Origin of the sequence: Paenibacillus sp. MDMC362 (assembly GCF_003269305.1) — a bacterium.
Taxonomy (GTDB): domain Bacteria; phylum Bacillota; class Bacilli; order Paenibacillales; family Paenibacillaceae; genus Paenibacillus_AQ.
This window is the reverse complement of record NZ_QLYT01000003.1, coordinates 24,501-49,947: the sequence shown is the minus strand read 5'-3', so window position 1 is coordinate 49,947 and position 25,447 is coordinate 24,501. Positions and strand designations below refer to the sequence as shown.

Annotated in this window: 24 protein-coding genes; 13 read left to right on the top strand and 11 right to left on the bottom strand. The window is 52.1% G+C overall.

From position 1 onward, the window contains the following. Positions 1 to 40 precede the first annotated feature (40 nt). Positions 41 to 1,492 (bottom strand): SulP family inorganic anion transporter, encoded by a 1,452-nt coding sequence (locus tag DP091_RS00270; RefSeq protein ID WP_113056535.1) that lies wholly within the window; start codon positions 1,490 to 1,492, stop codon positions 41 to 43. Between the two features lie 343 nt (positions 1,493 to 1,835). Between DP091_RS00270 and DP091_RS00265 the strand changes: the two genes are divergently transcribed. From DP091_RS00265 to DP091_RS00255, 4 genes are all read left to right on the top strand, one after another. Then, a complete protein-coding gene (locus DP091_RS00265) occupies positions 1,836 to 2,534 on the top strand; it encodes a hypothetical protein (protein ID WP_113056534.1) in 699 nt (232 codons plus the stop codon). A gap of 280 nt (positions 2,535 to 2,814) precedes the next feature. After that, positions 2,815 to 2,991, top strand: coding sequence for a hypothetical protein (locus DP091_RS31170; RefSeq protein ID WP_181469693.1), 177 nt, complete (start codon positions 2,815 to 2,817; stop codon positions 2,989 to 2,991). Between the two features lie 92 nt (positions 2,992 to 3,083). Beyond that, positions 3,084 to 3,476 (top strand): hypothetical protein, encoded by a 393-nt coding sequence (locus tag DP091_RS00260; protein WP_071223510.1) that lies wholly within the window; start codon positions 3,084 to 3,086, stop codon positions 3,474 to 3,476. A gap of 243 nt (positions 3,477 to 3,719) precedes the next feature. Further along, positions 3,720 to 4,442 (top strand): peptidylprolyl isomerase, encoded by a 723-nt coding sequence (locus DP091_RS00255; protein WP_113056533.1) that lies wholly within the window; start codon positions 3,720 to 3,722, stop codon positions 4,440 to 4,442. Between the two features lie 164 nt (positions 4,443 to 4,606). On the opposite strand, the gene DP091_RS00250 is transcribed toward DP091_RS00255, so the two are convergent. Beyond that, entirely contained in the window at positions 4,607 to 6,739 is a 2,133-nt protein-coding gene (locus DP091_RS00250) for a class I SAM-dependent methyltransferase (RefSeq protein WP_113056532.1), read from the bottom strand. 169 nt (positions 6,740 to 6,908) lie between these two features. On the opposite strand from DP091_RS00250, the gene DP091_RS00245 reads away from it, so the two are divergent. The 3 genes from DP091_RS00245 (at position 6,909) to DP091_RS00235 (ending at position 10,014) form a co-directional block, all read left to right on the top strand. Continuing rightward, on the top strand, positions 6,909 to 7,628 hold the full coding sequence (locus DP091_RS00245; RefSeq protein WP_113056531.1) for a 3-ketoacyl-ACP reductase: 720 nt from the start codon (positions 6,909 to 6,911) through the stop codon (positions 7,626 to 7,628). Positions 7,629 to 7,875: 247 nt separating this feature from the next. Beyond that, positions 7,876 to 8,799, top strand: a complete 924-nt coding sequence (locus DP091_RS00240; protein WP_113056530.1) for an AEC family transporter — start codon at positions 7,876 to 7,878, stop codon at positions 8,797 to 8,799. Between the two features lie 33 nt (positions 8,800 to 8,832). After that, positions 8,833 to 10,014: a MalY/PatB family protein gene (locus DP091_RS00235; protein WP_113056529.1), complete on the top strand. Its 1,182-nt coding sequence runs from the start codon at positions 8,833 to 8,835 to the stop codon at positions 10,012 to 10,014. 200 nt (positions 10,015 to 10,214) lie between these two features. Here DP091_RS00235 and DP091_RS00230 read toward each other — a convergent pair whose 3' ends face one another. Continuing rightward, on the bottom strand, positions 10,215 to 10,742 hold the full coding sequence (locus DP091_RS00230) for a hypothetical protein (protein ID WP_113056528.1): 528 nt from the start codon (positions 10,740 to 10,742) through the stop codon (positions 10,215 to 10,217). 174 nt (positions 10,743 to 10,916) lie between these two features. On the opposite strand from DP091_RS00230, the gene DP091_RS00225 reads away from it, so the two are divergent. From DP091_RS00225 to DP091_RS00210, 4 genes are all read left to right on the top strand, one after another. After that, the gene (locus DP091_RS00225) at positions 10,917 to 11,510 is read left to right on the top strand and encodes a M15 family metallopeptidase (protein ID WP_113056527.1); all 594 of its coding nucleotides are present in this window, start codon (positions 10,917 to 10,919) and stop codon (positions 11,508 to 11,510) included. 221 nt (positions 11,511 to 11,731) lie between these two features. After that, on the top strand, positions 11,732 to 12,118 hold the full coding sequence (locus tag DP091_RS00220) for a GntR family transcriptional regulator (RefSeq protein WP_071223518.1): 387 nt from the start codon (positions 11,732 to 11,734) through the stop codon (positions 12,116 to 12,118). Continuing rightward, the gene (locus tag DP091_RS00215) at positions 12,108 to 12,986 is read left to right on the top strand and encodes an ATP-binding cassette domain-containing protein (protein ID WP_113056526.1); all 879 of its coding nucleotides are present in this window, start codon (positions 12,108 to 12,110) and stop codon (positions 12,984 to 12,986) included. Before DP091_RS00220 ends, DP091_RS00215 begins: the two co-directional genes overlap by 11 nt. Beyond that, positions 12,983 to 13,711, top strand: a complete 729-nt coding sequence (locus tag DP091_RS00210; RefSeq protein WP_113056525.1) for a Tat pathway signal protein — start codon at positions 12,983 to 12,985, stop codon at positions 13,709 to 13,711. Before DP091_RS00215 ends, DP091_RS00210 begins: the two co-directional genes overlap by 4 nt. 81 nt (positions 13,712 to 13,792) lie before the next feature. Here the strand turns inward: DP091_RS00210 and mmsB are convergent, their stop codons facing one another. The 7 genes from mmsB to DP091_RS00175 all read right to left on the bottom strand — a co-directional run bounded on the left by mmsB (position 13,793) and on the right by DP091_RS00175 (position 23,024). Continuing rightward, positions 13,793 to 14,959, bottom strand: a complete 1,167-nt coding sequence (gene mmsB, locus DP091_RS00205) for a multiple monosaccharide ABC transporter permease (RefSeq protein ID WP_071223521.1) — start codon at positions 14,957 to 14,959, stop codon at positions 13,793 to 13,795. Between the two features lies 1 nt (position 14,960). Then, entirely contained in the window at positions 14,961 to 16,493 is a 1,533-nt protein-coding gene (gene mmsA / locus DP091_RS00200) for a multiple monosaccharide ABC transporter ATP-binding protein (protein ID WP_113056524.1), read from the bottom strand. Positions 16,494 to 16,531: 38 nt separating this feature from the next. Continuing rightward, the gene (gene chvE, locus DP091_RS00195) at positions 16,532 to 17,617 is read right to left on the bottom strand and encodes a multiple monosaccharide ABC transporter substrate-binding protein (RefSeq protein WP_113056523.1); all 1,086 of its coding nucleotides are present in this window, start codon (positions 17,615 to 17,617) and stop codon (positions 16,532 to 16,534) included. Between the two features lie 439 nt (positions 17,618 to 18,056). Beyond that, positions 18,057 to 19,274, bottom strand: coding sequence for a response regulator transcription factor (locus DP091_RS00190; RefSeq protein ID WP_113056522.1), 1,218 nt, complete (start codon positions 19,272 to 19,274; stop codon positions 18,057 to 18,059). After that, the gene (locus DP091_RS00185) at positions 19,271 to 21,214 is read right to left on the bottom strand and encodes a cache domain-containing sensor histidine kinase (protein WP_373456876.1); all 1,944 of its coding nucleotides are present in this window, start codon (positions 21,212 to 21,214) and stop codon (positions 19,271 to 19,273) included. The genes DP091_RS00190 and DP091_RS00185 overlap by 4 nt, the downstream gene beginning before the upstream one ends. Continuing rightward, positions 21,195 to 22,202, bottom strand: a complete 1,008-nt coding sequence (locus DP091_RS00180; protein ID WP_113056521.1) for a substrate-binding domain-containing protein — start codon at positions 22,200 to 22,202, stop codon at positions 21,195 to 21,197. The genes DP091_RS00185 and DP091_RS00180 overlap by 20 nt, the downstream gene beginning before the upstream one ends. Before the next feature lie 222 nt (positions 22,203 to 22,424). Next, a complete protein-coding gene (locus tag DP091_RS00175) occupies positions 22,425 to 23,024 on the bottom strand; it encodes a TetR/AcrR family transcriptional regulator (protein ID WP_113056520.1) in 600 nt (199 codons plus the stop codon). Between the two features lie 187 nt (positions 23,025 to 23,211). Here DP091_RS00175 and DP091_RS00170 point away from each other — a divergent pair, with 187 nt between their 5' ends. Beyond that, complete coding sequence (locus DP091_RS00170) at positions 23,212 to 23,922, top strand: futalosine hydrolase (protein ID WP_113056519.1); 711 nt, start codon at positions 23,212 to 23,214, stop codon at positions 23,920 to 23,922. Next, positions 23,919 to 24,773, top strand: a complete 855-nt coding sequence (locus tag DP091_RS00165) for a 1,4-dihydroxy-6-naphtoate synthase (RefSeq protein WP_113056518.1) — start codon at positions 23,919 to 23,921, stop codon at positions 24,771 to 24,773. The genes DP091_RS00170 and DP091_RS00165 overlap by 4 nt, the downstream gene beginning before the upstream one ends. A 139-nt stretch (positions 24,774 to 24,912) precedes the next feature. Here the strand turns inward: DP091_RS00165 and DP091_RS00160 are convergent, their stop codons facing one another. Continuing rightward, positions 24,913 to 25,428 (bottom strand): mismatch-specific DNA-glycosylase, encoded by a 516-nt coding sequence (locus DP091_RS00160; RefSeq protein ID WP_113056517.1) that lies wholly within the window; start codon positions 25,426 to 25,428, stop codon positions 24,913 to 24,915. Positions 25,429 to 25,447: the final 19 nt, after the last annotated feature.

Sequence of the window (25,447 nt, the reverse complement as noted above, 5' to 3'; positions counted from 1 at the left end):
TCGCCCTTAGCCCGAAGGTTAAAAGCAATCCCTTACACCTCTAGTGTGTGGAGCTTGAAGCAAGGCCAACTTTATCAACCATCCGCTGACTTTCGTCGTTCAATCCCACGAGGCTGATCTCTTTACCCGCTTCCTTGTACTTATTCAATACCTTGGAAATGGCATTCGTGGCTGACTGATCCCATACATGGGATTTGGAAAAATCAATCACGACCTGCTCAGGGTCCTCAAACACATCAAACAGGTTTACAAAATACATCATCGTTCCGAAAAATAACTGTCCCCGGATTTCGTATATCTTCGTACCGTTTGGCTGCATATGGGGTACGGCATGAATTTTTGCCATTTTCCAGCCGAAATTCAGCGCGCTTAAAATAATTCCGATCATGACCCCGATGGCCAGATTATGCGTGGCCACCACGATGATTACCGTTGCCAGCATGACAATGGCATCACCTAGTGGTACACGATGAAGTGTGCGAAGCGATCCCCATTCAAATGTACCGATGGAAACCATAAACATGACCCCGACAAGCGCTGCCATCGGAATTTGTTTCACGACATCACCGAGCACAAGGATGAGAAACAGCAGGAACACACCGGACACCAGCGTTGATAACCGGGTGCGACCGCCTGATTTGACATTAATCACTGTCTGTCCGATCATGGCGCAACCGGCCATGCCGCCGAAGAATCCAGTGATCACGTTGGAAATACCCTGGCCGCGGATTTCGCGGTTCTTGTCGCTGCCGGTTTCCGTCATCTCATCCACGAGTGACGCCGTCAGCAGCGATTCCGTCATCCCGACGACAGCAAGAGCCAGAGATATAGGCAATATCGTCATGATCATATCCAAACTGATGGTTACATTCGGAATGTGGAAGAACGGAAGAGCCTGCGTAATGTTGCCCATATCGCCCACCGTTTGCACAGGAGTTTTGAACCATACCGCGATGATGGTCATCACGATGATGGCGACAAGCGCCGAAGGAACCGCTTTGGTAACCAGCGGCAGCAAGTAGATGATAAGCAGCGTTCCGATGACCATCAAGTACATGGGCCACGACTCGCCCTTGAAATTCGGTAGCTGGGCCAGAAATATGATGATGGCCAGGGAGTTCACGAATCCGGTGATGACCGGCTGGGGAACAAACGTAATAAACCGCCCGAATTTGAGCGCCCCCATCACCAATTGCAAAATACCTGTAAGAATGGTTGCCGCATACAAATACTCGATCCCGTGCATCGCCACGAGCGGTCCCATTAATGACGCCATGGCCCCTGTTGCTGCGGAGATCATGCCGGGACGGCCGCCAAAGAATGAAATACTGACTGCTATCACAAAAGAGGCATAGAGTCCAACCATAGGATCGACGCCAGCCATGATGGAGAATGCGATCGCTTCCGGTATGAGAGCGAACGCTACCGTCAATCCTGACAAAATATCCCTGCGCGAATTGCCAAAGAAGCCTTGTTTAATCCATTGAAACAAAGTCCTGATCACTTCCTGTTCTATTGTAGTCGTTTGACAATCCACTCTCAGGATTGTCCTGGTCCGATAGTCACTTTTTCGATTATAACGGGATCATTTCAAAATTTCATTATTCAATTTAAAGAACCTATCCCGCGAAATCATTCATTTTCTCCCTTTTTTCTTGAATTTCGTCCATTTTTCCTAAAATGAAAATTTTCATAATACAGCAAGTGACAGGGAAAGATAATTCATGTTTGGTTTATCATAACCTGCAGAGATCCACGATTCATTCTTGATTCAGCGGGTAAAGTCGAGGTATAGATACCTATTGTATTTGAACTCATGGAAGGAGATGGACCCTATGCGAGACGAAAATAATCGCAATACGCTGGCAGATTTGACATATTTGGAATTTGAGGCCAAACGAAGAGTCGAGGATACGGACATGATCCCACAAGATGATCTGAGAGACGTTAGCACCTACACGGAGCAAAGCTTAAGCAGCGAAGACGCGGACCACATGGCCTACGATCAGAATGAAGCTGCGCCTGCGGATGCGAAACCTGAAGAACGTCTGAACCCGGATCACAGCGCCATCGATGCGTGGGAAGCTACCGGAGCGGATCCCGATCAGCGAACCATTGCGGACGAGAGAAGCTTTTCCTCCTCGGGGCTGGCCGAAGCAGATCGGATCGAACGGGATCGACCGGTCGATGAAACTTACATTCGAGATGTCGCAGATCATGTAACGGATCGGGAATGGCAAGCCGTCGAAGGTGAGCCCCCTTCTCGCCCCGGAGACGAAATTATCGGCCAATACTCCGGCGCTACAGAGCGGCGGCTTGCAGCTGACGCTTCATTAACCGGCAGCGGAACTGCGTTTTTAAATCAGGACATTTTTACGAATTACCCGTCCGGAGAAGATGAGTACCAGCCGCTGGAGGATGTGCCGGATGCGGATTCAATATCGGCTAACAGCCCGGTGGACCCAGCCGCTCCGCCAACGGAACAGATGCACGGTACCGATCTATTAAACGGCAGCCATGGTGAGGACGACTAAACCTGCAAAACCCGCCTCTCCTAATAGGAAGGCGGGTTTTATATTTGTATGGGTTCGATCCTCTATTTTCCGAATATGATATCCAGCCAGCCGAGAAATGACATCCACAGCAGGACGCCGATCAAGGTACCCCATATGAGTGCTGTTAATATGTTTCCCTTTCTTTCCATGCCTATGCCTCCCATACAACATCTTTTATAGTAAAACAGTATGGGTCGAGCTATCCGTTCTTATACTAGCCAACCATTTCAAAGACTAGATTTAATAGGAGGAATTGCCGATGAAGAAGCATCCTGACAAGACACCACGTTTAGTGACCGAACGCGACATTGATGAGGATTTTGGCCTGTTTGTCGAGGATTCATATCCGGACAGTATCCCGTTACCCGACAGCATCAAACACGAGAAGCCGGATGGCAGTGAAACTAGCAACCGCGGAAACTCTTCATCTTCCTGATCCTTCACACCGGAAATGTAACCTCTGCGTTCACCCATGTCATACCTTCCAACATACACTACACCATACGACCCTGGAAGGATGATGCTGATATGAAAGGATTGCCGATCCATCCCTGCGGACATAAAATCACGCTGCAGCAGCGGCTGGCCTCTTTAACCGGTCATCTGGTAGAAGTCAATGCACCGAACACCGGTTTAGAACCCGGACGTCTGCAGCGGGTATTCCCGAAAAATTTCATCAAGGTGCAAGGCGAGCTCTTTGTGCCGTCCAGTCTCAACTCGGTTCGGGTATTTGATGTCAAGCCGCCGGGCAAAACGGTGCTGGTAGGCGTGCGGACCACCTTCTCTACCCGTGGTGCTTTTAACCGGATCCGTCTGGTCAGAATCGGAGCCGACTTTATTGAATTGCTCGCCAAGGATAAGAACCGTTCCCGGATTCTGCTCCCTTTAAACAAAGTGGAGGGCATATTCCCGGTGAAGTAGGGACAGTAAAACGATTTCCTTTTTCTCAAGCTTCCAGACCTGCGATAAGTCCGGAGGCTTATTTTTTGATTATGGGGAAGCAATGCAGAACCGACTCTGGCTTCTTGACATTACGTCGGTAACGTTTTCCTATAGATTATGTATACTCACCTTTTCGATTTTCAGTACTTGTCCAACCTGTGATAGAATATGATACAGATTAAATACTTAAGGCTTGATAAGGAATAACAGGAGGAATCAATGATGTTGAAACGCAGAACACCCTGGATGCCCGCCTTATTCGTCATCCTTGCGCTGCTGCTCGTGATGACGGCATGCGGTCAGAATGACAAAGGAGCCGAAAGCGGCACAGGCGGCGGAACGGGCTCAACGACCGGGGCAACAGCACCCGAGGCGGAACCGCCGAAGGAAACCGAGGTTAAGCAGAACGTGCCGGACCCGAATGCCAGCCACCCTATCGTTACCATTGAGATGGAGAACGGCAAAACGATAAAGCTTGAGCTTTATCCGGAGGTGGCGCCGAACACGGTGAACAATTTCATCTCCCTGGTGGAGCAAGGATTCTACGATGGGACAGGCTTTCACCGCGTCATCCCCGGCTTCATGATTCAGGGAGGCGACCCTGACGGTAACGGAACGGGGGGACCCGGCTATGCTATTCCCGGCGAATTTACGTCCAACGGCTTTCAGAATGACCTGAAGCATACGACAGGCGTATTATCGATGGCCCGGGCACCGGATCCAAACTCCGCCGGATCGCAATTCTTCATTATGGTTGCGGATGCACCTTCGCTGGATGCTCAGTACGCATCCTTCGGAAAGGTGATCGAAGGAATGGAAACCGCAGAGGAGATCGTGGGCTTGGAGCGGGATCAAATGGACAAACCGCTTGAGGTTCCCGTCATGAAGAAAGTGACGGTTGATACGCTCGGCAAGGATTATCCGGAGCCCGAGAAGCAAGAATAGCATCTTCTCGGATAAGACTGCCGCGCAAGTTTATGCATGGGCACACACCGAACCACTTGTGAATTCAAGCATACCGGCGGTTTAAACGACCCAACAAAACAAGACCCGTACGCTGAATCGAGCGTGCGGGTCTCTTTTTAAGTTACAGCCTGTTTTTGTCTCTTCTAGGAATGGGCCGGCTTCTCGATGACGTACAAGCAAGTGCTGTCAGGCAGCTTCACCGGCTTCCCATCTTCATCCATGAATTCGATTCGATCAGCCAATGCCTCGGCATAACCTTCCTGCAGATAATGCTGCTGCACGCGGATGATCGCCTCAGGACCTAGCGTCCTGCGGATACATTCCGCATACTGCGCAGGGGTAAAGTAACCAAACTGCTCTTGCACTTCATGAACGTAAGCTTCAGCGCCCCATGTATAGGTGTACAGGAACTCCATTGCATCGTTCACGGGCATGCGCACTTCCGCCTCGGCCAACTGCTCGTATGATATGACCCGGCCTTTGAAATCCGAGGCATATCGGATCAGCCATTCCATACCGTCCGCCTCAAGGAAGCGGATTCTTCTCCAGGTATCCGGGGGCTCGGTCATAATCCCGTCACGGATGATGATACGCCCCCCTGGTGCAAGGACATCATAGGCACTGAGCAAGGCAGCCTCCACGGTCGCCGTATTGAAGCGTGAACCGTCCGTCTCAATGTACGAATACAACTCATGTAAGATCGAAGAGAAAATGACCGTATCCACACTCCCCGGCTCCACGTAATCCCTGAGATTTAGCGCATCCCCCTTCATCACTTCCCATGCTTTGTGCTCCAAACGTTTACGTTTCTCCAGCGCTTCAATCACGTTCAAGGAGATGTCGATCCCGACGGGACGCACGTGCGGCAGCCGTTCCTCGATCAGGTCAAGCAGCACGCCGCCTCCGGGCCCGATATCCAGCACCGCCGTTCCCGTAATATAATCCAGAATCACTTTTTTGTAATCTCCCGTGCTGTTCATATCGCTCAAATAACTCTCTTCGTTATGAAATCTGTCGTAGGCGTCGCGGCGCAGGCCGAACAGGTCGAACAGGAGCAGGACCGCTTTCTCATAAAGCGGCGACTTCTCCGCTTCGATGCAAAATTCAATTAATTTCTCCGCCGCTTGCGAGAATTCGAAGGTAAAAAACACCGTATCCGGCAGCTCCGGCTTCCGTTCAATCCGGTGGCTCAGATGCGGGTTGGCCATCACCGACCCATGAAGGCAAGACGCCCAATCCGTTTGGCGCAAATATTGCTCAATCATTCTCTTCTTATATACGTTCAGCTTCTTGACGCCTTTGTAATCGTAATACATATCGTTCATCAGCGGCTCAAAGCTTAAGTGGTTCACCGAATCCGGTAGCAGCCGATCCCCCTGTCCCTCCGCAAGCGGCTGATCCGGGTCCCGCTTCTCGGGATGGAGAGCAAGCAGAAGAACCTTCACGAATTCTTCCAACGAGAAATCCTGCAGGGCGGCTTCCACGTACCAGAGGGTCATATCCTGAAATCCATGCAGAACAGCTGACAGATCACACTGCTCGCGAATCCCATGAAGCTGCTTATCGAAGTCTTCTCCGCGGGCAATCGAAACGGATCGAAGGCGGCGCAGCCGTTCCTCGTAAGTCCACCGATCCGGTACGGTCCCTTCGGCAAGATTACGAATAAGCTGAGTTATTTCTTCCTGGACGGAATGCCAGAGCTCCTCCGATACGCCGCCAATGATGCAGTGATTCAAGGGGATTAGCAGCCGGATCAACTCATCCGCGGTCAGCCGTCCTTCCTCCGTAAGCTTATGCAGCGGCAGATTCTCCTCAAAAGCGACTTCCCCGCGAATGTGTTGTCCGAGCAGTCCATGGGTAAGTATGAGTGTGTGGACCATCTCCTCATGCGGAGACATCGTTGTGTTGCCGTCCCGGATATGTCTCTCGTATAGCTGGGCAGACCCGATATTATGAAGGAACAAGTTAATGCCCGACTGCTGCCAGCGAAGGCGATCCCGCATCGTTCCGCCCTTGACCGTTTCCGCCCACACCAGTACTTCTTCCAGCAGTTCTTTGATCCAATAGGAAACTGTCAGCGAATCCAGTATTTTCAATGTACGTTCTACATAATCGAGCACGGGGTTGGCATGGGCCAATTGGCCAATGGACGTAATTCGTTCCAGATTCACGATTCGTTCTTCGGCTGATACCAGTTTCATTAACCATGGATGCCTCTTGGCAGCCGCCTCATCCCCCTGCCGAAAAGCGGTTATGATATCCAGCGCGTGCAGCATAGATTGTTCCTCCACTTCCTGAAATAATAATGAACCGTTACGTTTTTTCGCTGCTACGATTATAACAAATTCCTGTCGATGGAACGCAAGCATTTGGTAGTAGCCGATGCTACAGGGTATACTGGTCAACGAAACCATATTTTTTATTGATGTGAAGGAGTGAGTGTATATGAGCCTGAAAAATAAAACGGCCCTCATCACGGGTGCAGGTAAAGGGATTGGACGTGCTCTGGCGATTGCTCTTGCCAAGGAAGGCGTGCACGTTGGGCTTGTCGCCCGTACGGCAGCCGACCTGGAGCCGCTGAGCGCCCTGGTTGCAGAACAATATGGTGTCAGAGCCGTGGCTGCAGTTGCCGACGTTTCCGTGCAGAGCGAGGCAGAGGCTGCTTTTGCAGCGGTAAACATGGAGCTCGGCTCGGTAGACATTCTGATTAACAATGCGGGCATTGCCCAGTTCGGCAATCTGCTGGAAATGGAACCTGAGGCCTGGAAACGTATCGTTGACGTAAATCTGATGGGGACTTACTACATGACGCGCGCAGCGCTGCCCGGCATGATCGAGCATAACAAGGGCGATATCATCAACATCTCTTCTACGGCCGGAGAGCGCGGATTCGCCACAGGCTCTGCCTATAACGCTTCTAAATTTGCCGTTATGGGCTTGACCGAAGCTGTGCTCCAGGAGGTCCGCAAACACAACATTCGGGTGACCGCACTGACCCCAAGCACCGTAAACACGGATCTTGCCGTCAATGCCGGCCTGAAGATCGGGGACGAGGACCGGATGATGCAGCCGGAAGACGTAGCTGAGCTTGTGCTCGCTGCACTGAAGCTGCCGCAGCGCGTTTTTGTCAAATCCGCCGGGATTTGGACAACCAACCCGCAATAATGGCGCGTCGACAGACGCACCTATAGCTATAGCCACTCAAGGGTGTTCCCTGGTCATCCGGACAAGGGAGCACCCTTTTTGCGTACGCCTGGATATAAGGCGACCGAAACGAGGCCAGCAACAATTGTTCTTTTTTCCATACGGAATCAAGTGTCAACAATCCGTTGTCATGATATAATGACATGGCGTCATACGACAGCCAGATATTTACCTTAAGCTACACTCATGGAAAGAAGATGACAACAGCATGATCGCTGACATATTACTCGAGGTGGTACTTCCCATCTTTGTCCTGATAGGCTTTGGCATTATTATGCAATATGCCTTTAAACTCGATTTGTACACACTCGCCAAAATCAACTTTTACTACATTACGCCTGCAGCGGTATTTATGAGTATGTACGAATCCAAAATGTCACCGCAGCTCCTGGGTATGGTGGCTTTATTCTATGCGCTCTATATCGGCGTGCTTTACCTGATCAGCATGCTGGTTGCCAAGCAGCGCAAATTCAATCGGGGGATGAGAGCTGCTTTTACCAACAGCCTTCTTCTCGATAATTCGGGAAACTACGGCCTTCCGATCAATGACCTGGCCTTCAAGGGAGATCCGATGGCCGGCTCGGTACAAGCGCTCATCATGTCTTTTCAGAGCCTCCTTACGTTCACGTACGGAGTTATTTCCATTCAGGGGGCCAAGACGGAAGGCTTATACAAACAGGCCTTCATCGGATTTCTGAAAATGCCCGTTCCTTATGCCCTCGTCATCGGCATTGTGCTGCATGCCCTGGCGCTGCCGCTCCCGGTCTTTATCTCCCAGCCGCTGATGTATGCGGACCAATCCATGGTCGCGATCGCCCTGCTGACGCTTGGCGCGCAGATCATTAAATATCCGCTCCGCCTGCGTCGACTCGATGTTTACCTCAGCGTTCTGCTGCGTCTGCTGGTCGCGCCAGCCATCGGCATTCTGATCGTGCTGCTGCTCGGCTTAAAGGGCATCCCGGCTCAAGCGCTCATCATTGCTTCAGGCATGCCGGTTGGCGTAAATTCATCCATCTTGGCGGAAGAATATCAGAATGAGCCTGATTTTGCTGCACAAACTGTCCTTATATCGACCATACTAAACGTAATTACGGTTACCGGCTTAATTACATTAGCCAAATTTGTAGCTTAACGCTAACTCATCTCAGCTAGGAGGAATTTACATATGAATTTTGATCTCGCAATAGACCGAACCTGTACCGACTGCCAGAAGTGGGACAATGTTCCCACCATCTTCGGCGTGCCGGATGCGCTTCCGATGTGGGTGGCTGACATGGATTTTGCCGCGCCACCCGCCGTTGTAAAGGCGCTCCATCAACGGGTGGAGCATGGCGTATTCGGATATACGTTCCCTTCCGACTCTTACCGTGAAGCGATATGCGACTGGATGGAGAAACGCCACAGCTGGAGTATTCAGCAGGAGTGGATTCAATTCTGTCCGGGCGTCGTTCCGGCACTCAGCCTGATCGTGGATGCGTTCACCGAGCCGGGCGATCAAGTCGTCATCCAGACGCCGGTCTACCCGCCGTTCTATAGCGTCGTTCAGGACCATGGCCGTGAGCTGGTGCATAATCCGCTGCTTCGAAGTGAGGACGGCGATTACTCGATGGATTTCGAGGACTTGGAGGAGAGCTTTTCTACCGGCAAAGTCAAAATGCTTATTCTGTGCAGTCCGCACAACCCGGTGGGCCGGGTGTGGAGCAGAACAGAATTAGAGCGACTGGCTTCTCTCTGTCAGCAATACGATGTGCTTGTCGTATCCGATGAAATCCATGCGGATCTGGTGTTTGAAGCCGGCGCGCATACGCCATTCGCTGCTCTGTCCGAGGATGCCGCCGAGCGTTCCATCATCTGCACCGCGCCAAGCAAGACATTTAATATCGCCGGTCTGAACACGGCGAACATCATCATCTCGAACGCGCAGCTGCGCAGCAAGTTCCGCAAAATACTGAACCGTTACGCCATCGGCTCCATTACGCCGATGGGCGCCGCCGCCACCGAGGCCGCTTACCGTGAGGGCGGACCATGGCTGGATGAACTCCTGGTTTATATCCGCGGGAACATGGAGCTGGTTGCGAATTACGCACAAGAGCATCTTGCCGAGTTGAAGGTGGTTATACCGGAGGCTACTTACCTGCTGTGGATTGATTTCCGTGGAATGGGGATGTCCCACGAGGACTTAAATCGCTTCTTGGTTCAAGAGGCGAAGCTTGGATTAAACAGCGGGGCGGCCTTCGGCAAGGAAGGCGAAGGTTTCATGCGCATGAACCTGGCCTGCACGCGCGCCACCGTTCAGGAGGCGTTGTCTCGCCTGCATAAAGCTGTCGAGGAATGGCGGAAAGCCTAAGGAAATCAACTCCATTACAAAAGGAGCCGCGCTATATGCGCAGCTCCTTTTTATTGCTTGCAAACTACTCGGCTGATACATTTTGCCATCCGCATCAAATCTCTTATCGAGATACCACTTCCAGTCGTTCACCGCGGGCCGCCTCTAAAGTCACGTCCATCCGGCGATACATCCTGTTCCGTCCATCCGATCGAGCAGTCTTAACTCATGCTTCCGTTGTTGTCTGTACCAGAAGTCAGCCCCTCAATCGTTACGGCTCCATTCAGACTGTCGCCGGCCACCTGTCCCCGCTCCATCTGATAACCTGCGTCCAGCATCGAGCCGTCCAGCTGATGAAGCTGCTGGCTGACTTGGTCCATCTGCTGGAACAGCTGACGATGCTGATAAGCTTCGGCGTACTCGCTCTGCTGCGCAGTCTCATCCATTTGCTCGAACACCGTTTTGTTCTCGCCCAGCACCTGACGGTACTGCTCCGCTATAGCTGTTCGGATCTCTTGCACTGCGTTCATCATCCCATGCAAGACCATTCGGCAATTCACCAGCTCCTGCCGGACGGCGGAAGAAGTTTCAGGCGTAACCCCTGCCTGGGCGCTTTGAAGCTCGGCTTGGATCTGGCTTAGCTCACTTACGATCATCCCGACTTCGCTCATTCCCCCGCTTTGCGCTGCAGCGGTCAATTGGCCCGATAGCTGGTTGAGTCTCATCGACATATTTTGAATACTGCTCATTGCAATTCCCCCTTTTCCGGATAGCGCCCATTGATATTGAATAGGATGCCATCATCCATGGATTGCTATTCATGTTGATATCTGGACAGAGGGCCGCTCTGTTGGAATACGAGGCGGGATGCCGATATAATAGAGTAAGCCATCATATGAAAGTAGGTAGATTAAAGAGTCCGCATGATCAAACGCAAAAAAACGACGTTACTCCTAATTGCTGCCTTATTACTCGCCATATTTTATATGCAGCTGCAAACCTCCATACCGGGATTCATCAACGATCTCGATTTGGATTTTAACAGTAAAGAAACACCTGAAGTCACCCAGCTCCACCCTTATGTATTACAGCAAAAGAATGAGCTTGTCCGTCTCACGAAGAAAAAAGGAATCACGATTATCATAACGGACGGTTACCGCAGCCATGAAGAGCAGACCCGAATCTACAATCAGGGCCGCAGCACCGAGGGCGACATCGTGACAAATGCCAAGGCTGGAGAATCCCTTCACAACTATGGACTGGCGATTGATTTTGCGTTAAGACTAAAGGACGGGAGCGTTATCTGGGATATGGAATATGACGGGAACGGAAACGGTAAGGCCGATTGGATGGAAGTTGTGGAGATTGCCAAAGATTTAGGCTTCCAGTGGGGCGGCGATTGGGCCAACTTCCAGGATTATCCGCATTTACAGATCGATTTTGGACTAACGATCCGTGATTTGAAACGGGGAAAGCTCCCTCCCATGAACGCTTCCGAGATTTTAGAAGCAAAGTGAACGGATAAGCAGCGCATGTCCGCCAAACCTTACGCATCACCGTTTAGATTAATGCCGACCAGATATTCTGGTCGGCATTTTTGACGTTGTTCTCTACCAAAACTCTTGATGATTCGTGATATCCAACCAAATGCTTGACATTCGATTCACCATTTGGTTATATAGTCATATATATGAGTATATAACCTTAACAGGACATGAAAGCAAGGTGGTGATTCTTATTGAGCGGTACCGTACATCCGGATAATAAGCCCCTGTTCATCCAGATCAAGGAGAAGATCGAGGACCAGATCGTGAATGATCTACTGCTTGAAGGTGAACAGGTACCTTCCACGACGCAGCTCTCCCAATTTTACAAAATCAATCACATCACGGTATTAAAGGGCATCAACCTGCTGGTTGATTCCGGACTTATCTATAAAAAGCGAGGTGTCGGCATGTTTGTTGCAGAGGGGGCCAAGGAAATGCTGCTCCAGACCCGAAAGAGTGCATTTGCGGAACATTATGTGGTGCCTATGGTACAGGAAGCGGACAAACTCGGCTTATCCACGGATGAGCTTTTTCAAATCATAACCCAGTTAAAAGGAAGTGACGTCCATGAATCTTGATATTCAGTTTGACCGCCTATCGGTGGTATATGGTGACCTCGAAGCCGTCCGCAATGTTTCGCTGCATCTCCCGGCCGGCAAAATTTATGGTCTCTTAGGGCGGAACGGAGCAGGCAAAACCTCGCTTCTGTCTGTTCTTGCTTCATTTCGCGAACCCTCATCGGGATCGGTTATGGTCGGCGGTGAGCAGCCGTTCGAAAATGCAAAAGTCATGAAGGAGGTCTCCTTTATCTACGATATCGATTATAAAGACGAGACCGACAAGGTCATGGCAGCGATTGAATCGGTAGCCAGGCACCGGCCCCATTTCGATACCGGATATGCCCTTGAGCTTGCACGCAAATTCAATTTGCCATTAGATAAACAGCTGAAGCACCTTTCCAAAGGGATGCAATCCGCTTTTAACGTATGCATCGGGCTTGCCAGCCGCTCGCCGGTGACCATATTGGATGAGGTTTATCTCGGCATGGATGCGCCGTCACGCGAAATTTTTTACCGGGAGCTGCTGGAAGACCAGGAGCGCCACCCCCGTACATTCATTCTCTCCACCCATCTGGTTTCGGAGATGGATTATCTGTTCGAAGAAGTCATTATCATTCACAAAGGCCAGTTCGTGCTGCAAGACGATTATGAAAGCCTCACATCCCGAGGCGTTTCCATTACGGGGCCGGCCGCAAAGGTAGATGAATTCATCCAGGGTATGAAGGTGCTCAACGTGCAGCAGCTCGGTTCTACCAAAGCCGTCATGGTCTATGGAGAATTAAGCGAGGAAGCTCAGCTGGCCGCACACCGGGCGGGACTTGAGATCGGTCCGATCTCGCTCCAGGACTTGTTTATCCATCTGACGGGGGAGGAATATTCCGCATGAAAAAAACGTCATCTGCCGTAACCAGAGTATCGACGGACTTGTTTATTCATCAAGGCAGCTGGGCCTTGGGATTTCTATTTGTTGTGCTGCTGATCTATATTGGAGCCGACATCGGTACCAGCATGGGTGTCAATGTTCGCCCAGAAATCGCAGAGGAGGACTTCTTCTCTATCACTTACCGCTCAACCAAGGGATTTATGCTCGTCATCGGCATCATTTCGGCCTACGGCTTTCTGAGCTATTATGTAAGACACGGGATTACGCGCAGGGATTTCTTTCGAGGAGCCGCATTGGCGGCCGTCTATCTATCATTGGCCTTTCCCATCGTGGTGGGTCTTGTCCATTGGATCATCGGGATGGTTACCTCCCATGATGCCAGCAGCACCTTACTGCTGCAGAAGTTCGATAACAACTGGCTGCCGATACTTATCTCCTATGGCGTCCAAATCTTTATCTACTATCTGATGGGATGGATGATTGGATCCGGATTTTACCGGTTCGGCTGGATTGGCGGCTTGGGGTGGATCGCCTTAGCCCTCGTATTGATCGGCTTCATGGATGCATTGTGGCAATTCGAGCTGGCTTCCATATGGGAACAGTGGCTGCCGGTCACGAAAGACTTTTCCGTTACGCTGCCGGTCTCTCTTGCAGGCTCCGTGATCGTCATCCTGATTGCGCTTTTTCTGATTCGGCTGATCACCCGAAGAGTTACGATCAAAATGTAATATGTACGCCAAAATGGCTGATTCACGGGTAGCAGCATGTCTACTCCGGAATCAGCCATTTCACATTTACATCGCATTGAATTAAGCAGCGCTGCTCTTCTTTTTATTATAAATATCGAAGGCTACCGCCGCGAGAAGAACCAGACCCTTGATGCCTTGCTGCCAGTCGATGCCAAGACCCACCAGCGACATCCCGTTATTGAGCACGCCCATGACAAGACCGCCGATGATGGCGCCAAAGACCGTACCGATCCCGCCGGTGGCCGATGCGCCGCCGATGAAACTCGCCGCGATGGCATCCAGCTCAAAGTTCGTGCCGGCTCTTGGCGTCGCCGCGTTCAAGCGGGCGGCGAAGATCAACCCGGAGATCGCTGCCATTACGCCCATGTTAACGAATACCCAGAACGTGACCTTCTTGGTTTTCACGCCGGACAGCGCCGCCGCCTTCTCGTTCCCGCCGAGCGCATAAATATGACGACCCATCACGGTTTTGTTCATCACGAAGGAATAGATGATGATCAGCACCAACAGCAGAATCAGAATGTTCGGGAGGCCGGCATAACTGGCCAGCATGAACGTAAAGGCATTGATCACCGCTGCGATCAGGATAAGCTTCAAGAGGAACAAGCCGTTTGGCAGAACTTCGAAATTGTACTTTTTATGCGATTTTCGCTCGCGAAGCTCATTGATCAGGAAAATAACCGTAAAGACGATCCCCGCCAGAATGGCGATCAGATTGGTGCCGGTATTGCCGAAATCCGGAATAAAGCCGGAGCTCAGCTTCTGGAAGCCTCCCGGAAACGGCGCAATGGATTGGCCCTCCAGCACGATCATGGTTAGACCGCGGAACAAGAGCATGCCCGCCAGGGTTACGATAAAGGCCGGTATTTTCACATAAGCCACCCAGAATCCCTGCCAGGCTCCGATCAGACCGCCGACGATCAAGGATACGATGACGGCAATAACGGGATGCAGCTGCATATCGACCATCATGATCGCTGCAACCGCACCGACGAACGCGGCTACCGAACCGACCGACAAATCAATATGACCCGTAATAATGACAAGCACCATGCCGATGGCTAATACGAGGATGTAGCTGTTCTGAAGAATCAGGTTCGTAATGTTGATCGGCTCCAGCAGCAGTCCGCCCGTAATGATCTGGAAAAATATCATAATGACAACAAGGGCGATAATCATCCCGTATTGGCGGATGTTGTTTTTGAACATTTTTTTGAGTGTCTCCATCTTAAGCCCCTCCATTCTTGGTCATGTATCTCATCAAGGTTTCCTGCGAAGCCTGCTCTCTGCTAACTTCTCCGGTCAGCCGTCCTGCGCTCATGACATAAATCCGGTCGCAGATCCCTATAATCTCCGGCAGCTCCGAGGATATGACAAGCACGCCCTTGCCCTCATCCGCCAGCTGGTTAATGATCGCGTAAATCTCGTATTTGGCCCCGACGTCAATTCCCCGAGTCGGCTCATCCAGAATCAGAATGTCCGGCTCGGCATAAATCCATTTACTCAAGACAACCTTCTGCTGGTTCCCCCCGCTGAGGTTTCCCGTCTTCTGGAGAATGTTCGGTGTTTTGATTTTCAGCTTCTTCCGCATATCCTCCGCCACGAGGATTTCTTCCCGTTCATCAATGACCATGTTCTTTGCCAGCTTGGACAGTCCGGTCAGCGAGATGTTACGTTTGATATCGTCCATGAGGATCAGCCCGTATTCCTTGCGGTCCTCGGTCACGTAAGCAAAGCCGTTTTCAATCGCCTCGGTAATAGATTGATTCCGGATTTCCTTCCCGTCTTTGCGCAATGTTCCTGTAATATTCCTGCCGTATGCCTTACCGAAAACACTCATCGCAAGCTCGGTCCGGCCGGAACCCATCAGCCCGGCAATACCCACGATTTCCCCCCGGCGGATATTCATATTAACTTTATCAATTACTTTGCGGCTTGCTTGCTGCTCGTGATACACCGTCCAATCCTTAATCTCCAGGATGACTTCCCCGATCTTGGGTGTCCGCTCCGGATAACGGTTCGTCAAATCCCGGCCGACCATGCCGCGGATAATCCGGTCCTCGTTCACCTCGCCGCCTCTCATATCGAGCGTTTCGATCGTCTGACCATCGCGCAGAATCGTAATGGAATCCGATACCTTCGACACCTCGTTCAATTTATGGGAGATCAGGATGCAGGAGATTCCCTGCTTCTTGAATTCCAGCATCAGCTCCAGCAGGTTCTCGCTGTCGTCCTCGTTGAGCGCCGCCGTCGGTTCGTCCAGAATAAGCAGCTTCACCTTCTTCGATAAGGCCTTCGCGATTTCAACGAGCTGCTGCTTGCCGACGCCAATGCTGCCGACCTGCGTGTTCGGGTTTTCGCTGAGTCCCACCTTATCCAGCAGCTCTTTAGCACCGATCATCGTCTCGTTCCAGTTCATGATACCCTTCTCGGCACGCTCGTTCCCCAAGAAAACGTTCTCGGCAATCGACAGATACGGGATCAACGCAAGCTCCTGATGGATGATGACGATGCCCAGGTCTTCACTTTGCTTAATATTTTTAAATTGGCAGACGCTGCCTTTGAACAAAATATCTCCCTCATACGAGCCGTGTGGGTACACGCCGCTCAGCACTTTCATGAGCGTGGATTTGCCCGCTCCGTTCTCCCCGCACAGGGAGTGGATTTCGCCTTCGCGAACTTTCAGATTCACGTTATCCAGCGCCTTCACCCCGGGAAACGCTTTCGTGATATTCCGCATTTCAAGAATATACTCTGACATCTGGCCTCACCTTCCTATCGTTTCGTGTGCTATTAAGACTATTTCAATCCGATTTCTTCCTTGGAATAATAGCCCGTCTCCACAACCTCTTTCTCCACGTTGGAAGCATCAACGGAAACGGGAGGGAGCAGATAGGCTGGCACGACCTTGATGCCGTTATCGTACGATTCGGTATCGTTGACCTCGGCCTCTTCTCCCTTCAGCACGCTCTCCGCCATCTTGACCGCTTGTTCGGCGAGCTGGCGCGTGTCCTTGAACACCGTCTGCGTTTGCTCACCGGCCACGATCGATTTAATGGAAGCTAGCTCCGCATCCTGACCTGTGATGATCGGCAGCGGCTTGGCCGGCGTCCCGTAGCCTACGCCCTTAAGCGAAGAGATAATACCGATGCTGATCCCATCGTAGGGCGACAGCACCGCATCCAAATTTTCGCTCGAATAGTTGGCACTGATCAGGTTATCCATCCGCGACTGGGCCAAAGCCCCATCCCAGCGCAGGGTCGCAATCTGGGCCATCGTGGTCTGCTTGCTCCGAACCACAAGCTTGCCTGAATCCATGTAAGGCTTCAGCACGGACATCGCGCCGTCATAGAAGAAGTAAGCATTGTTATCGTCCGGCGATCCGCCGAACAGCTCGATATTGAACGGCCCCTTCCCTTCCTTCAGACCAAGCTTCTCTTCAATATAAGATGCTTGCTGAACGCCGACCTGGAAGTTGTCGAAGGTGGCATAATAACTTAAATGCTCGGTGTTTCGAATCAACCGGTCGTAAGCGATAACCTTAATTCCCTGATCATGAGCCTTCTTGATCACGTCTGTCAGCGTGTTGCCGTCGATGGAAGCAATGACGATGACGTCAACCCCCTTCGTAATCATGTTCTCGATTTGGGAAATCTGGTTTTCAATCACGTCCTCGGCGAATTGAAGATCGGTTTTATATCCTTTTTCCTGAAACAGCCGCTCCATATTCTTTCCGTCAGCCACCCAGCGTTCGGATGATTTCGTTGGCATCGCAAGGCCGACGTATCCCTTCTCAGCATCGCCGGTTTGGCTTTCGGCGAGGTTGCAGGCCGTCAGGGCCAAGAGCAGCACCGCGATCAGCAATCCTGGCAATCCTCTCTTCATCGGTAGTTCCCCTTTCCGAAAAATGGAATCGAGAGCGCTTACAACCGAAGGTTCGAAAAGCCTCTCTGTACTAAAAGGATACATCCCATCAGGTGGAGGGGTCTTTCCACGAAAACAACCTTTTTTATAATTTTCATACTTTTGTTGTTCGGAACTCGCGCGAGTGTGCATGGCTGCTTAATGCTCCGGCTCCGAACACACCATGCCACAAGCGATTGCCTGCATAAAAAAAGCCTCTGTTTAGTTGGTTATCCCAACAAAACAGAGGCTCTCGCCTTCACTTAAGCCATGATCCACACGGAAACCGTGTAATCTCCCCATATCATTAGAAAAGTCTGCGGGCACCAAACTCGCCAGCAGACGATAATTACGATCCATATACAGCCTGCCAGTATGGTATAGGTCCCGGATGCCAACCTCATGCCCCTCACTCCACGGCTTACTCTTCCTGAACCGTCGTCCCTTTGCGGTACCGGTTCGGCGATACCCCCATTACCTTTTTAAAAGCCGTGCTGAAATAATGCTGGCTGTCATACCCTACCCGCTCCGCAATGTCCAGGATGCTCAGCTCGGTGGAGTTGAGCAGCTGGATCGCTTTCTGAATCCTCGTCTGGGTCATGAGCGTGATAAAAGACGTGCCCAGTTCTTTCTTCAGCGTCCGGCTCAGATAGACGGGCGAAACCTGCAGGGCCTGAGCAAAAGATTCCAGCGTCAGCTCCCGAACGGCATACTGTTCCTGGATGAGCTGACGAGCCCGCCGTACCAGCGGAGAGAGCTGCGCCTCCTTGAACACCCCTTCCCGGCAAGCCTCATAGGCGGCTGCAACCGCACCGTCAGCTTTTTCCGAAACAGGTTCCAGATGTACGCTCACCGCCAGCTTTAAGTACTTCTGGATCAGCTGCTCGGCATCGGCCGCAATGTTCGAATCCGCGACTCCCCAGCAGCAGATCCCGATCCATCCGGTGTGATCCCGGAACAAAACGCAGGGCGCGGGATGAAACAGCTCGGCGATTATATTTTCCATCGCGAACAGATACAGCTGCCGGTCGCTTTCCTTCATCAAAGGCTGCGGAGCCGTCATTTCCGTCCATCGGGCGATGCCGATCCGGGATGGACGGCAGGGCGGCAGTCCCAGAAATTCCAGCTGCTCGAGCGCCTCCTCCTCATCCAGCAGGCCATGCATCCATTCGAGGCAGAACCGTTCCCGCAGCAGCGGAATATTCTTCTCGATCTGCTCGGACGCCTTCTTAAGGTAGTTCTCCTGCATTTGATGGTCGTTCAGCTCATCCCGAACGCTGCCCAGCACCTGGATCAGGTGATCCGCATTCACCGGCTTCAATATATAATCCTTAACCCCAAGCCGGATCGCTTCCTGCGCATAAGCAAATTCGTCATGGCCGGTAATAATGACGAACCGGCATTCGGGACGTTCCTCCTTCATCCGCTTCATGAGCCCGATGCCGTCCAGGAACGGCATATTCATATCGACCAGCATAATGTCAATCGGTTGGCTGAGCGCAAGCTCCAGCGCCTCTTCGCCATCCTCCGCTTCGGCAGCCACTTCCATGCCGAGTGCCTCCCAGTCGACCGCATCGCGAATGCCCTCGCGGATAATCGGCTCATCGTCGGCTATCAAGACTTGATACGCTTTCTTCATAACCTGTCTCTCCCATCATGATCGGAGAACGAAGGAACGGCATGCACCAGCGGGTGCGTAATCACTACCGTGGTTCCCTCGTTCTCTGTACTGTCAATCGTGGCACCGTACTCATCGCCGAACGTTAGCTTGATACGTGCCTGTACGTTCAGCATGCCGTAGCTTCGGTTTCCGCCCAGCCCTTCTCCCGGGGTCGCCTCCATGGCCGTTACCGGGTCGGCAAGCTGTTTGCGAAGCGCCTCCAGCCGTTCAGAAGACATGCCGGCCCCGTTATCCTGGACGCTAAGGAGAAGAACATCTCCGTTCACTAGAGCTTTGATGACAATTCGCCCAGGCCCTCTACGGGCCTTAATGCCGTGGTATATTGCGTTTTCCACGATCGGCTGCAGTAAAAGCTTCAGCACATGCAATTTCTCAGCCTCAGGCGAAAGCTCCATCTCAACCTGCAGCCTGTCGCGGTAACGCGTTTTCTGTATTTGCAGGTAACTGCTGATATGCGTCCATTCGTCGGACATGGGAATGATATCATCCCCTTTGCTGAGCCCGATCCGAAACAGCCGCGACAAGGATTCCACCAGATCCGATACATCGTCCGCCCCTTTCTTGCGGGCCATCCAATGGATCGTATCCAGCGTGTTGTACAGAAAATGCGGCTTAATGTGAGCCTGCAGGCTGCGCAGCTCCGCTTCGCGCTTCTGCTTTTCCCGCAGCTCGCTCAGCTTCATCAGCTTGCGAATCTGCAGAAGCATGCGGTTAAAGCTGCGGCCGAGCATACCCACCTCATCCTGCCGGTTTCCCCAGTAACGAGTTGTTAAATCCCCGGATTCGGCTTTTTGCATGAAGGACATGAGCTGCCAGATCGGTCTGGATATCGACTGTGAAAGCGTATAGGATGCCGCAACCCCAAACAAACACACCACAAACAAGAAACAAATCATATAAAAACGAATCTCCTTAACCTCATACACCGATTCGCTGGTTGGAAATACGCCGATCGTCCGCCAGCCGGTAAAGGAGGAGGTGCCGTATATCAATTGCAGACGCTCCCCGTTCACCTCGCGGATCAAGGCGCCGCTGTCCTCTTCCGGAAACCACGAGGGGGGAATGGACGGAATGATGGAATCCTCCGGAGCATAGATGCTGGAGCCGCCGGCCTCTGCCACCATCAAATATCCGCTTTTTCCAAGCGTGACATCCCGGACCGCTCTCGCGACTGCCCGCAGCTTCAAATCGATCAATACCGCACCGGTTACTTCCCTCGTATCCGGATCCACAATCGAGCGTACGACCGATACCAGCTCCTCGTTGCCGTAATGAACATGGGTGGTGACATTACGCTCTGCCGGGTGGCCAAGCACGGTAAAAATCCCTTCATTTAAAACAGCCTCGCGGTACCATTCTTCCTCCGTCAAACTTGCCGGACTGCGTGCGTACATTTCGTTACTGATATACTCTCCCTCGCGATTGACCAGAAGAATAGAGGCGATTTCCGGGTACAGCGTCGTGAAGCCTTGAAGGTACCGCTTAATCTCGTAATTCTCCGCATTGTCCTGCTTGACCGAGGACGTTCGTAGGCCGGAATTACCCGTATCTTCGGTTCCAACGGCTGGCTTGTCCCCTTGAATTTCCCCATTCAGAAATCGTTCCGTGCGCGGGTCAAATCCGATCAAATACGTAATGTTCTGGAGATTCTCCATATCATTGTCCAGGGTCTGATTGACCTTTCCGATCAATTGAATCGTGTTCGAGGTTACCTGCTGATCCACAATGCGGTTAACCGTCCAATTAACGAGGACGCCCAGCGCGATTGAGGGCAGGATGCCAACCATGAGGAACAAAATGACCAGCTTGTATCTCAGCGGCAAATCCCCGAACCGCAGCCACCGCGAGATGCCATCGCGCCAGGATTCCGCTCTGTTTCTATTTTGCATAATAATCATTCACATTCTCTCGGGTCACAATGGAAATCCCGGTGTCCACCCTTGTCGGGAGCGGAGACACGTCATTGCCGAGCGTCGGGGCCGGTACGGTAAGACCATGATGCAGATGAAATAAATACTGCAAGGACCAATAGCCCATATTCCACGTCCCTTGGGCGATCGTTGCCGCGATCGTTCCATCGGAAATCCGGTCCAGCGTCCCTTTATTCGTATCGAATCCGATGATGGTAATCCGGTTTGCTTTATCCGCGCCGATCACGGCATCCGCCACGCCCATTCCGCCGCTGGCCTCCGTTACGAAGATCCCTTTGAGATCCGGGTGCTTGTCCAGCATGTCGGCAGCAGCCTCTTTGGCAACGAGGGTATCCCCTTTGCCTTCCCTGATCTCCACCACGGACATGCCCGGATATCGCTGCTCTAAAGTGTCCCTGAAGCCTTCGGAACGGTCATCATGATTCTGCTGTCCGGGCTGGGTAACAATCCCGATCTCCCCTTCCCGGCCGAGAAGCTGCGCCATTTTGTCCGCAGCCGCAACGCCAGCGTTGTAATTGTTGGTTGCCAGGAAAGAATAGGCCTTACTGTCAGGCGCATCCGCATCGAACAGCACGACGGGGATGCCGGCTTCCACGGCTTTATTAATCGTCGACGTCAGCGCTTTGGAATCGATGGCCGACAGGGCGATACCGGCAGGCTTTTTGGCAATCACTTGTTCCAGAACAGTGATCTGTTCCTCCACGTCGTATTGTGTAGAGCCGCGATAATCGACAGTTACGCCCAGCGCATCCCCTCCATCCTCGAAGCCCTTCAGAATATTTTTCCAGTATTCCATGCCGGATTGAAAAGTCACCATGACATAATTCTCGCCCATGCTGCCGTGAAGGCCGCCCTCCTCCCAAGCGGAAGAACGCTTGTCCTCCAGCCTGTACATGAAGACATAGGTGAGAAAAGCCAGTAGAAGCGCACCGTACACCAGCATCATCTTCTTCATGAATAAGTCCCCCGATCCTTGATCCTTCGTTCGCCATCTTCAGTTGCAATCGGTTACATAACGTATAATGAATATACTGCAATTCTTTGAAAAAGATCAAACCCTTGCTAAACTTTGGCTATGGCCGGCAGCAAAAAACAGACCGTCCACAGTTAAACCTAACCATGTTGCAGCCTGTTTCTGATATGTTAATTATCTTATTTTTATACATCAAGCATAGCCTTATGTAGCCCACTTAGCCGGATAAACGCTGATACCGTGCATAAATAAACTCACCACATGACCCGCAAGATCCTCAGGAGTCCGCTTGCCTGTCAGAAGCTGCTGGGAGGTCAGTCTTTCAATGACACCGACCAAGCACTCCGCAACGATATGCATATCGGAATCACCGTCAAAGTACCCGTCCCGCTGCTCAGATTTCAAATTCAGCTCAATCATGGCTGCCATTTCAGACTTTACGATCACCGCGTCATCCCCAATAAAAAAACCGATTTGCGTCAGATCCGGGTCTTTGCCAAGAAATGCGAACAACCCCGTCAGCACGCTCTGCAAACGGCCGGTCACATGATCCTCATCGATTCCGCTTTCCAATCTGCTGCCCTCGAGCAGGATCTTGAGCTCAGCTCGAAATTTTCCCACCAGCTCCTTGAACACGGCTTCTTTGCTCTCAAAATACAAATAGAATGACGGCTGCGTCAATCCAGCCCGAGAAACGATGGTGCTGATCTTCGTCTGATGATATCCTGACCTTGCAAATTCATTAGCAGCGACAATCAGTAGTCTAGCCCGGCTTTCTTGTCCGTTCGCACCCTTCTTCCGCAAAGCTATCCAACCTCCGAATCTACTCATGATGTAGGTAAGTTACCGTCCATTATACTCTATATCGGAAAGTTGCTGCTACAGATAAAGTCCATTCTTAACATGCACGAGACTTTACATCGCCCCAAGAACGTTATAACGTAAAAGGATAACGATGTTTGTCGTTACAGCCAATAAGGAGATAAATAACATGCAGAAACATACCCCATCCAACTCGGTGGATATAACCGAGTCACATAACCCGCAAGACCCGTCTCCCACACGCGTGCTTATTGTCACGGCGGTCGATGCCGAAAAAGAAGCCGTGCAACGCGGGCTTAACCATGCTCCCGGCTTTGATGTCATCGCGGGTGGAGTCGGTCCAGCGGCAACAGCTGCGGCGACTGCCCGCCAGTTGGTTCAAGGCACCTATGATTGGGTTATCAGCGCAGGTATCGCCGGAGGATTTGCCGGTCAGGCTGAGGTTGGTTCCATCGTCATTGCGGACACCATCATTGCCGCTGATCTCGGTTCCGAAACCGAAGACGGCTTCAGCAGCGTCCGGGAGCTCGGCTTCGGAACGGATCGGGTACAGGCCCATCCGGATTCTGCCCGCAAACTCGCGGAGGCCCTAACAGATGCTGGCGTTCCCGTAACCCTCGGGCCTGTGCTGACGGTCTCCACCACGACGGGAACAACTGCAACGGCCGCATGCCTTCTTAATCGGGTACCGGACGCCGCAGCCGAGGCGATGGAGGGCTTCGGTGTGGCCACCGCTGCCGCTGCGGCCGGTGTGCCCGTGCTCGAAATCCGGTCCATTTCCAATCAGGTCGGTCCGCGGGACCGCAGTGCCTGGAAGATCAAGGAGGCGCTGCAGGCGCTTGAGTCCGCAAGTTCATTACTACTGGAGGTGTTACGATGAAAATCGCTTTTTCCCCTTGCCCCAACGACACGTTTGTATTTCATGCCTGGGTTCACGGACGGATTCCAGGCGCCCCCAAGCTGGATGTATCCTATGCGGATATCGATATCACCAATCACTGGGCGGCCGAAGATCGAGAACATGATATCTTAAAAATATCCTATGCCGCACTGCCTTGGGTGCTGGATGAATATGCCCTTCTGCCCTGCGGAGGAGCACTTGGCCGCGGATGCGGGCCGCTCGTTCTGACAGCGGACAAGCTGACGGATGGTAAAACTCCTGACAGCCCTGCGGATTTGTCCGGCCGGCGGGTAGCCGTTCCAAGCGAGCGCTCCACGGCTTATCTGTTGTTCAGTCTGTGGGCCGCACAGAACGTACCCGGAGGGCTTGGCGAAATCGTGGTGATGCCGTTCGATCAGATCATGCCGGCTGTCCGGGATGGAGCGATTGATGCCGGGCTTGTCATTCACGAAGCACGGTTCACCTATTCGTCCTATGGATTGAAGCTGATGACGGATCTGGGCAGCTGGTGGGAATCCGACACCAATCTGCCTATTCCTCTGGGAGCGATTGTGGCCCGCAGGTCGCTGGATCTGGCAAGCATCTCGAACTGGATCCGCTCCTCTGTCGAATATGCCTGGAAACATCCCCTGGACTCTCGGGCCTATGTCCTCCATCACGCTCAGGAAATGGATCCGGATGTCGCCGATGCTCACATCGACCTGTACGTCAATCCATTTACCGCAGAGCTTGGCGAAGATGGCTATGCCGCGATTTCAGCCCTGCTGAACCGCGCAGCCGATGAAGGGCTTGTGCCGAGGATCGATCCTGCGCTGCTGAAGCGTCCGTAATACGTCAGCCTAAACGGCTTCACTGATAGCTTGTATTTTCTATATTCATAAGAGGAGCAGCAAGAACCCGGCAACCGGGTCTCCTGGACGTTCCTCTTTTTCATTATCCCCATGAATGGTTCTTGTCGCACACTCCTGTTCAGTACTCATTCCTCGATATAAAATCATGCAATCGCCGATAAATTCCGATAATCTCATCCATGGGCATTCTCACCAGTCCGCTGGAAGAAGGAGCTACAAACTCACGCACGCCGTCAATGACGGAGTCCGGCTGAATTCCCCAATCCGCCTTGGCTTTGCCGCTGAATTCGGTATACACGCCCTTGCCGACAAAGCAGGCAACCTCCGGCCTGTACTCGGCCAGCTTCTCCCGCAGCGTCTCTCTACCGAGCCTGTACTCTTCGCGGGTTATGTCTTCGGCCCCCCTAGTGGGCCTGGCTACAATATTCGTAAATCCGTACCCCAGTTTAAGCAATTCCCCATCCTCAGCAGCTTCGTATAAGCGCGGGGTCAACCCGGATTTATGCAGAATCCTCCAAAAATTGTTGCGAGGGTTCGCATAATGATGGCCAACCTCCCCGGATCGCAAACTCGGATTAAAACCGATAAAAACAAGAGTCAATCCATAATCCAGATGATCGCTGACTTCGTGCATTCTGCTTCCTCCTCTCATC

Coding starts and splice junctions, on each gene's coding strand:
- DP091_RS00265 (WP_113056534.1), top strand. CDS start 1,836: ATGCGAGACGAAAATAATCGCAATACGCTGGCAGATTTGACATATTTG.
- DP091_RS31170 (WP_181469693.1), top strand. CDS start 2,815: ATGAAGAAGCATCCTGACAAGACACCACGTTTAGTGACCGAACGCGAC.
- DP091_RS00260 (WP_071223510.1), top strand. CDS start 3,084: ATGAAAGGATTGCCGATCCATCCCTGCGGACATAAAATCACGCTGCAG.
- DP091_RS00255 (WP_113056533.1), top strand. CDS start 3,720: ATGTTGAAACGCAGAACACCCTGGATGCCCGCCTTATTCGTCATCCTT.
- DP091_RS00250 (WP_113056532.1), bottom strand. CDS start 6,739: ATGCTGCACGCGCTGGATATCATAACCGCTTTTCGGCAGGGGGATGAG.
- DP091_RS00245 (WP_113056531.1), top strand. CDS start 6,909: ATGAGCCTGAAAAATAAAACGGCCCTCATCACGGGTGCAGGTAAAGGG.
- DP091_RS00240 (WP_113056530.1), top strand. CDS start 7,876: ATGATCGCTGACATATTACTCGAGGTGGTACTTCCCATCTTTGTCCTG.
- DP091_RS00235 (WP_113056529.1), top strand. CDS start 8,833: ATGAATTTTGATCTCGCAATAGACCGAACCTGTACCGACTGCCAGAAG.
- DP091_RS00230 (WP_113056528.1), bottom strand. CDS start 10,742: ATGAGCAGTATTCAAAATATGTCGATGAGACTCAACCAGCTATCGGGC.
- DP091_RS00225 (WP_113056527.1), top strand. CDS start 10,917: ATGATCAAACGCAAAAAAACGACGTTACTCCTAATTGCTGCCTTATTA.
- DP091_RS00215 (WP_113056526.1), top strand. CDS start 12,108: ATGAATCTTGATATTCAGTTTGACCGCCTATCGGTGGTATATGGTGAC.
- DP091_RS00210 (WP_113056525.1), top strand. CDS start 12,983: ATGAAAAAAACGTCATCTGCCGTAACCAGAGTATCGACGGACTTGTTT.
- mmsB (WP_071223521.1), bottom strand. CDS start 14,959: ATGGAGACACTCAAAAAAATGTTCAAAAACAACATCCGCCAATACGGG.
- mmsA (WP_113056524.1), bottom strand. CDS start 16,493: ATGTCAGAGTATATTCTTGAAATGCGGAATATCACGAAAGCGTTTCCC.
- chvE (WP_113056523.1), bottom strand. CDS start 17,617: ATGAAGAGAGGATTGCCAGGATTGCTGATCGCGGTGCTGCTCTTGGCC.
- DP091_RS00190 (WP_113056522.1), bottom strand. CDS start 19,274: ATGAAGAAAGCGTATCAAGTCTTGATAGCCGACGATGAGCCGATTATC.
- DP091_RS00185 (WP_373456876.1), bottom strand. CDS start 21,214: ATGATTATTATGCAAAATAGAAACAGAGCGGAATCCTGGCGCGATGGC.
- DP091_RS00180 (WP_113056521.1), bottom strand. CDS start 22,202: ATGAAGAAGATGATGCTGGTGTACGGTGCGCTTCTACTGGCTTTTCTC.
- DP091_RS00170 (WP_113056519.1), top strand. CDS start 23,212: ATGCAGAAACATACCCCATCCAACTCGGTGGATATAACCGAGTCACAT.
- DP091_RS00165 (WP_113056518.1), top strand. CDS start 23,919: ATGAAAATCGCTTTTTCCCCTTGCCCCAACGACACGTTTGTATTTCAT.
- DP091_RS00160 (WP_113056517.1), bottom strand. CDS start 25,428: ATGCACGAAGTCAGCGATCATCTGGATTATGGATTGACTCTTGTTTTT.